The organism is Streptomyces torulosus, assembly GCF_001419765.1.
GTDB classification, from domain to species: Bacteria; Actinomycetota; Actinomycetes; order Streptomycetales; family Streptomycetaceae; genus Streptomyces; species Streptomyces torulosus.
In genome coordinates this window covers 1-6,969 of sequence record NZ_LIRK01000765.1, presented here as the reverse complement: position 1 = coordinate 6,969, position 6,969 = coordinate 1, and the positions used below count along the sequence as shown (strand labels likewise).

At 71.8% G+C, this 6,969-nt stretch carries 6 protein-coding genes; 4 read left to right on the top strand and 2 right to left on the bottom strand.

Translation table 11 applies throughout. The features are described 5' to 3' along the window. Positions 1 to 186: 186 nt before the first annotated feature. Positions 187 to 1,197, bottom strand: a complete 1,011-nt coding sequence (locus AOK23_RS39460) for a rhomboid-like protein (RefSeq protein WP_338056562.1) — start codon at positions 1,195 to 1,197, stop codon at positions 187 to 189. A gap of 109 nt (positions 1,198 to 1,306) precedes the next feature. After that, positions 1,307 to 1,978 (bottom strand): TetR/AcrR family transcriptional regulator, encoded by a 672-nt coding sequence (locus AOK23_RS39455; RefSeq protein WP_055717256.1) that lies wholly within the window; start codon positions 1,976 to 1,978, stop codon positions 1,307 to 1,309. A 263-nt stretch (positions 1,979 to 2,241) separates the two neighbouring features. Between AOK23_RS39455 and AOK23_RS39450 the strand changes: the two genes are divergently transcribed. The 4 genes from AOK23_RS39450 to AOK23_RS39435 all read left to right on the top strand — a co-directional run bounded on the left by AOK23_RS39450 (position 2,242) and on the right by AOK23_RS39435 (position 6,820). Then, entirely contained in the window at positions 2,242 to 3,975 is a 1,734-nt protein-coding gene (locus tag AOK23_RS39450; RefSeq protein ID WP_055717255.1) for a glycoside hydrolase family 3 protein, read from the top strand. 102 nt (positions 3,976 to 4,077) lie between these two features. Continuing rightward, positions 4,078 to 4,752 (top strand): spermine/spermidine synthase domain-containing protein, encoded by a 675-nt coding sequence (locus AOK23_RS39445; RefSeq protein ID WP_055717254.1) that lies wholly within the window; start codon positions 4,078 to 4,080, stop codon positions 4,750 to 4,752. Between the two features lie 131 nt (positions 4,753 to 4,883). Next, a complete protein-coding gene (locus tag AOK23_RS39440; RefSeq protein WP_055513578.1) occupies positions 4,884 to 5,621 on the top strand; it encodes a response regulator transcription factor in 738 nt (245 codons plus the stop codon). 56 nt (positions 5,622 to 5,677) lie between these two features. Then, complete coding sequence (locus AOK23_RS39435; RefSeq protein WP_055717253.1) at positions 5,678 to 6,820, top strand: HAMP domain-containing sensor histidine kinase; 1,143 nt, start codon at positions 5,678 to 5,680, stop codon at positions 6,818 to 6,820. The last annotated feature ends 149 nt before the right edge of the window (positions 6,821 to 6,969 follow it).

Below are 6,969 nucleotides of genomic sequence, written 5' to 3'. Positions count from 1 at the left end.
CCCGGCCCCGGCCCCGGCCCCAGTAGTGATCGGTGGTGGGTCTTCGACGCTCTCTTCGTACCGGTGGACAGCAGAATGTGCCGGATATCGGCATGCGCGCGGAGCTTGGCTGCCACCGCACAGCGCATCACGTCGTCCTTGACCCGCTCCCAGTCCCTGCGCAGAGGTCTGATCGTCACGGGAACCTCACGGGTGTTGCGGAACCCGCACCAGGGGTGGGACCGCGTCACGGGCCATCGCCGCGTGCCGCCACCGCCGTACCGCCGGCCATGTGGCGACCCCGATCGCGAGGGCGATCAGATGCCCCCAGTTGGTCATCGGGTCCGTGAACGCCATCAGGTCGTCCACGAGCATCGAGCCGAAGGTGAGCAGCAGCGGCCAGCGCGACCACCACGGCAGCAGGCTGGCCAGCGCGCCCACGCTCGCCGCCACGCCGAAGCTGATCCCGTAGTCGAGGCGGTGGAGGGAGCTGCCGGGCAGACCGCCGGTCAGGACGGAGACCCCGACCGGGATTTCGGTGGCGAGGGTGGCGAGGACATGCCCCAGCAGGAAGACCACGGCCGTCCGACGGCCGCCGATCCGGCGTTCCAGCGCGGTCAGCACCAGCACGAAGCCCAGTGCGTACGGCGACGCCACCCCGCCGGCGATCCACAGCGCGCTCGCGACGAGCACCGGCACCGGGGCGCCCACGAGGTGCGCCACGTCCGTACTGAAGCCCTGGTGGAGGGCGTGGACGACGGCCGGGTCCGCGTACTCGGTGATGAGCGAGGTCAGCAGCAGGACGGCCAGGTACCAGAAGGTGAAGGGTGTGCCGGTGGGGGTGGGGAGCAGCCGCCAGGGGCGCGGAAGGGAGCCGGGTGCGGGGGTGGGACGCGCGCGACGGCTGGAGGCGACCGGGCCGCTCCTGCCCCGGCACCCTGAGGACGCGACCCGCTCGCGACCGGGCCCTGACGGCTTCGGCAACCCCGCCTGCTCGGCACCGGGTCCCAGCGGCCCGGGTAGTGCCGTCCGCTCGACGACACCGGGCCCCAGCGACTTCGACAGTCCCGCCCGCTCGACACCGGGCCCCGACGGGCCGGCCTCTCCCCCGCCCCGTACCGGCGTCACCGCGCCCGGCTGGCGTGGGATTCCGTTCAGGAGCGGCCCGGCAGCCGACGGTGTCACGTCGGTCCGGTCCGGCCCTGTCCCGGTCTCCACGCCATCCAAGATGAAGCGCTCCCTCCGTTTGGCTCCACCTTCGACATCCCGGCGCCCCCTGTCTGTGACCTGCGCCACCTTCGCCGGGATTCACAGCAATCCGACAACCTCACCCACTCACCGAGAGCGCCCGCAACACCCGCTCCACAAAAGCCCGGAACCGTCCCGCCAGGTCGAACCCCCGCGGGTCCAGCCCCCATTGGATCCGGAGTCCGTCCAGCACGGCGGCCACCTCATGTGCGACGGCGACGGCATCCGTGTCCGGCCGCAGTTCACCGGCGTGCGCCGCCCGCCGCAGCACCCCCGCCATGACCTCCACCAACTCGGCGTACCGGTGGGCGAAGTACGCGTGGGCGGGATGCCCGGGGTCGCCCGCCTCCGCCGCCAGGACGTTGAACATGCGGGTCTGCCCCACCCGCGCGCCGTCGTGCTCGGCGAGCCGCACGAGCATCGAGAACATCTCCGCCGCCGACTCGAACTCGTGCGTGAGGAACCCCTCCCGGTCGGTCGCGTCGGCGCGTTCCAGCACATGGAGGAGGAGGTCCTCCTTGGAGGGGAAGTGGTGCAGCAGGCCACCCTGGGTGATGCCGGCGTCCTTGGCGATGCGCGCGAGGGAAGAGGCGTGGAAGCCCCATCGGGCGAAGTGGTCGACGGCCGTGTCGAGGATGCGCTGCCGTCGTTCGTCGCCGACGGCGTACGAGCCGCGGGGCGTCCGGGCGGCGGGCGGCGTCCGTCTGCCGGGTTCGTCGGCAGACCCCTGGGGCGTCCGTTTCCGCGCCATGCCCGCCACCCTAGTCCTCACCCTGCGACCTCGGCGGACGGCGCGAACCGCCGGTTACACGAGTCACTCGCCCTGTCGATCAAGCGGTTCGCCCGGTGATTCTGGCCACGTGACCAAAACCTAGTACCCACTCGGTTTTACTGCTTCCCTGAACGGGCCTGTGCCCCGTCGCCCCCACGCACCTCCGTGCCCCTCGCCACCTCCATACCCACGTACCGCCACACCCCACGCACCTCCGTACCTCCACGTACAAGGACTGCCGGATGCCCACGCCCGACTACCGCGACCCGAACCTTCCCGTCGAGGAACGGGTGGAGGACCTGCTGGCCCGGATGACGCTCGCGGAGAAGGCCGGCCAGCTCTTCCACACCCCGCTCACGATGAACGAGGACGGCACGCCGGCCGAAGGGGGTGGCTCCCTTCCGTACGGCACCACCGAGCTGGTAACGGACGGTCATCTGACCCACGTCCACCTCGGGGGCCGGTACGGCGTGCGGGAGACGGCGGAATGGGTCAACCGGCTCCAGGCGCTCGCCGCGGACACCCGGCTCGGCATCCCGGTCACCCTCTCCACCGACCCGCGCCACTCGTACACCGACCAGCCGGGCGCGTCCTTCGCCACCGGCCCGTTCTCCGCCTGGCCCGAACCGCCGGGCCTGGCCGCCATCGGCGACGCGGAGCTGGTGGAGCGGTTCGGCGACACCGTCCGGCGCGAGTATCTGGCGGTGGGCTTCCGGGTCGCCGTCCATCCGGCGGTCCGCGCCGGTCACGACCTCGCCACCGGGCACGGCAGGGCCGACCTGCCCGGCACCTTCGGCTCGTCCGCCGAACTGACGGGCGAACTCGTCCGGGCGTACGTGCGCGGTCTCCAGGGGCCACGGCTCGGTCCGCGCTCCGTCGCCGCCATGTTCACGCACGTCCCCGGCGGCGGCCGGTCCCTCGCGCCGGTCGAGGCGGCCGTCGACGCCGGGTGCTCGCGCCTGATGCCGCATCCCGCCCGACCGACCGGGACCGTGGACAGGGACAGGGACAGGGACGGGGAGCCGGCCGGCTTCGGCGTCGTCGGCTTCGGCTTCGGCCGTGACGCCCTGACCGGCCCGCTCCTCGAACGCCTCGGCTTCGACGGCATCGTCTGCACCGCCCCCGGCCTGCTCACCGGCCCCACGACCCCGGGCGAACCGCACGGGGAACGGGGCGCCGAACACCTCTCCCTCGCCGAGCGCGCGGCGAGGGCCCTGGACGCGGGCGCCGACCAGTTCGGCGGCGAGGGGTGCCCCGAAGTCGTCGTGGAACTGGTGCGGTCCGGCCGGATCTCCGAGGAGCGCGTCGACGCCTCCGTACGCCGGTTGCTGCGTGAGAAGTTCCGGCTCGGCCTCTTCGAGAGGCGCTACGTCGACCCGGACCGGGCCGAGGAGACCGTGGGCGCGGCCGAGTTCACCGCCCTCGGCGCCACCGCCCAGCGCCGCTCCCTCACGATCCTCACCAACCACTCCCTGCTGCCCCTCACCGACCGCCCGAACCTGTACGTCGACGGCGTCGGCGCGCAGACGGCGTCCCTGTACGGCAATGTCGTCGCCGATCCGACCCACGCCGACGTCGCCGTACTGCGGCTGCGGACACCGCACGCGGAACGGCCGGACCAAGCCGAGCCGTCCCTCCCCCCGGGGTCCCCGGGGACCCCAGCGTCCCCGGCGTCCGGCGAGGAGCGGCTGCGGGAGGTCCTCGCGCTGCTGGACGCCGTGCCCACCCTGGTCTGCGTCACCCTGGAACAACCCGCCGTACTCCCGGAGATCGTGGCGAGGGCGGCCGCACTCGTCGCCGACTACGGGGCGTCCGACACGGCGTTGCTCGATGTGGCCTTCGGCCGGGCACGGGCCGAGGGGCGGCTCCCCTTCGAACTCCGGCGCCACGCAGCCGCGATGGAGGAGGCCGGGCCGGGCGTGCCGATCGCCACCGGGACGCCCCTCTTCCCGTACGGGCACGGCCTGGAGATCTGAACACGCCCCGTCGCGGCGGGCGGACGCTCCGAACACGTCAAGCCCCGCCGGGGCGGTCGTAATTCAGCCGCCGTCGCGCACGGGACGCGTAAGGATGGAGGGATGACCACCATCGACGTCCCCGAAGTCATCGACCGGCGCGAGGGCCCCTACGGCGAGGTAGTCCTGCGGCGGCACGGAGAGCTGTTGCAGATCATCGCCAACGGGTGCTTCCTGATGGACACCTCCGACGGGCGCTCGGAGCGACTTCTGGTCGACGCCGCCCTCGACGCGCTGACCGGGCGTTTCCAGCCGAGAGTGCTCATCGGCGGCCTGGGCGTGGGCTTCTCGCTCGCACACGCCGCCGCGAACCCGAGTTGGGGCGCGATCACCGTCGTGGAACGCGAACCGGCCGTCATCGACTGGCACCGCGCGGGGCCCCTCGCCGAACTGTCCGCGGAGGCGCTCGCCGACCCGCGGACGGAGATCGTGGAAGCCGATCTCGTCGAGTACGTCAATGAGACTTGCGCCACGTTCGACGCGCTCTGCCTGGACATCGACAACGGGCCCGACTGGACCGTCTCCGACAGCAACGAAAACCTGTACTCACCGGCCGGATTGGCAAGCTGCGCAAGGGTGTTGAACCCCGGCGGGGTGCTGGCCGTGTGGTCGGCACAGCCTTCCCCGGAATTCGAGGAAACCTTGGGGAATGCCGGGTTCCATCAGGTGCGTACCGAAGAGATCCCCGTTGCCCGAGGAGTTCCGGACGTGGTGCACCTCGCGGTCCGACCTGGATAGCCCTGGCGTGGTGACTGCCCGTACCCTGCTTGCCTGGCGCCGATCATTCAAGCGTCAATCGCAGTCATGCGCAGCCATGCGTAGTCAAGGGATCACCCCACGGATTCCGGAAAGCAACTCAGGGGCGGGCGATGGAGCAGACACACACCTCCCACAACGGCACGACCGCGACCCCGGGCGCACAGCGCCGGGTGCTCGTGGTCGAGGACGACCCGACGATCGTCGACGCCATCGCGGCCCGCCTGCGCGCCGAGGGTTTCGTCGTGCAGACCGCGTCCGACGGCCCGGCGGCCGTGGACACGGCGGAGGCCTGGCAGCCCGACCTGCTGATCCTCGACATCATGCTGCCCGGCTTCGACGGCCTGGAGGTGTGCAGGCGCGTCCAGGCCCAGCGGCCCGTCCCCGTGCTGATGCTCACCGCGCGGGACGACGAGACGGACATGCTGGTCGGACTCGGCGTCGGCGCCGACGACTACATGACCAAGCCGTTCTCCATGCGTGAACTGGCCGCGCGCGTCCATGTGCTGCTGCGCCGCGTGGAGCGGGCCGCGCTGGCCGCCACCACCCCGCGCTCGGGCATCCTGCGCCTCGGTGAGCTGGAGATCGACCACGCGCAGCGCCGTGTCCGGGTGCGCAGCGAGGACGTTCACCTCACCCCCACCGAGTTCGACCTGCTCGTATGTCTCGCGAACACGCCGCGTGCCGTACTCTCGCGCGAACAGCTGCTCGCCGAGGTCTGGGACTGGGCGGACGCGTCCGGGACGCGCACCGTCGACAGCCACATCAAGGCGCTGCGGCGGAAGATCGGCGCGGAGCGGATCCGCACGGTGCACGGTGTCGGGTACGCCCTGGAGACCCCGACCCCCTGAGCCGCGTCCGCACGACGCGCCTCGTACTCGCGTAGGCACAGGGGACTGGTGGCGATATGAGCGGAGTCGGTGACCCACGGCCGGGGAGCCTCGGTGACGCGCGGTCACGGAGGGTCGCGGGGCCGCTGAGCGGACTGCGGCCCTTCTCGATCAAGACGAAACTGGGCACGCTCGTCGTCGTCTCCGTCCTGATCACCACGGGTCTGTCGATGATCGCCGTGCACACCAAGACGGAGCTGCGCTTCATCACGGTGTTCTCGATGATCGCCACACTGTTGATTACGCAGTTCGTGGCGCATTCGCTCACCGCTCCGCTGGACGAGATGAACGCGGTCGCCCGGTCCATCTCGCGCGGCGACTACACCCGGCGGGTCAGCGAGAACCGCCGGGACGAGCTGGGCGACCTGGCCCACACGATCAACCTGATGGCCGACGAGCTGGAGGCCCAGGACCGGCAGCGCAAAGAGCTCGTGGCGAACGTCTCCCACGAGCTCCGCACGCCCATCGCGGGCCTCAGGGCGGTGCTGGAGAACATCGTGGACGGCATCGCGACCGCCGACCCCGAGACGATGCGTACGGCGCTGAAGCAGACGGAGCGGCTGGGCCGACTGGTCGAGACGCTGCTGGACCTCTCCCGCCTCGACCACGGCGTCGTCCCGCTCCGCAAGCGCCGTTTCGAGGTGTGGCCGTATCTCTCCGGGGTCCTCAAGGAGACCCAGATGGTGGCCAGCGCGCGTGGGGGCATGGCCTCCGGCTCCGGCAACCACACCCGCAAGGACGTCCACCTCCATCTCGACGTCCACCCCCCGGAGCTGACGGCGCACGCCGACCCCGAGCGCATCCACCAGGTGGTCGCCAACCTCATCGACAACGCGGTCAAGCACAGCCCCCCGCACGGCCGTGTCACCGTCAGGGCCCGCCGCGGGTCCACGCCGGAGTCGCTGACCCTCGAAGTGCTGGACGAGGGCCCCGGCATCCCGGAGTCCGAGTGGCACCGCGTCTTCGAACGCTTCAACCGCGGTGCGGTGAGCCGGCCGCACGGCCCCGGCAGCGACGGCGGCACCGGCCTCGGCCTGGCCATCGCCCGCTGGGCCGTCGACCTCCACGGCGGCCGTATCGGCGTCGCCGAGTCCCCCAAGGGCTGCCGCATCCAGGTGGCCCTGCCGGGAGCACCACCCGCCCGCTCCCCCCAGCCGTAGGGCTCCGCCGCGGCAGAGTTCGTGGGTTGCGGTGGTCGGCCCACTGCGGCGCCGTCGTGGTGGCTCGCGCGGTTCCCCGCGCCCCTTGGACGTATGGGTCGCGCCCGGCGCTTTCAAAGGGGCGCGGGGAACCGCGCGAGCCACCACGA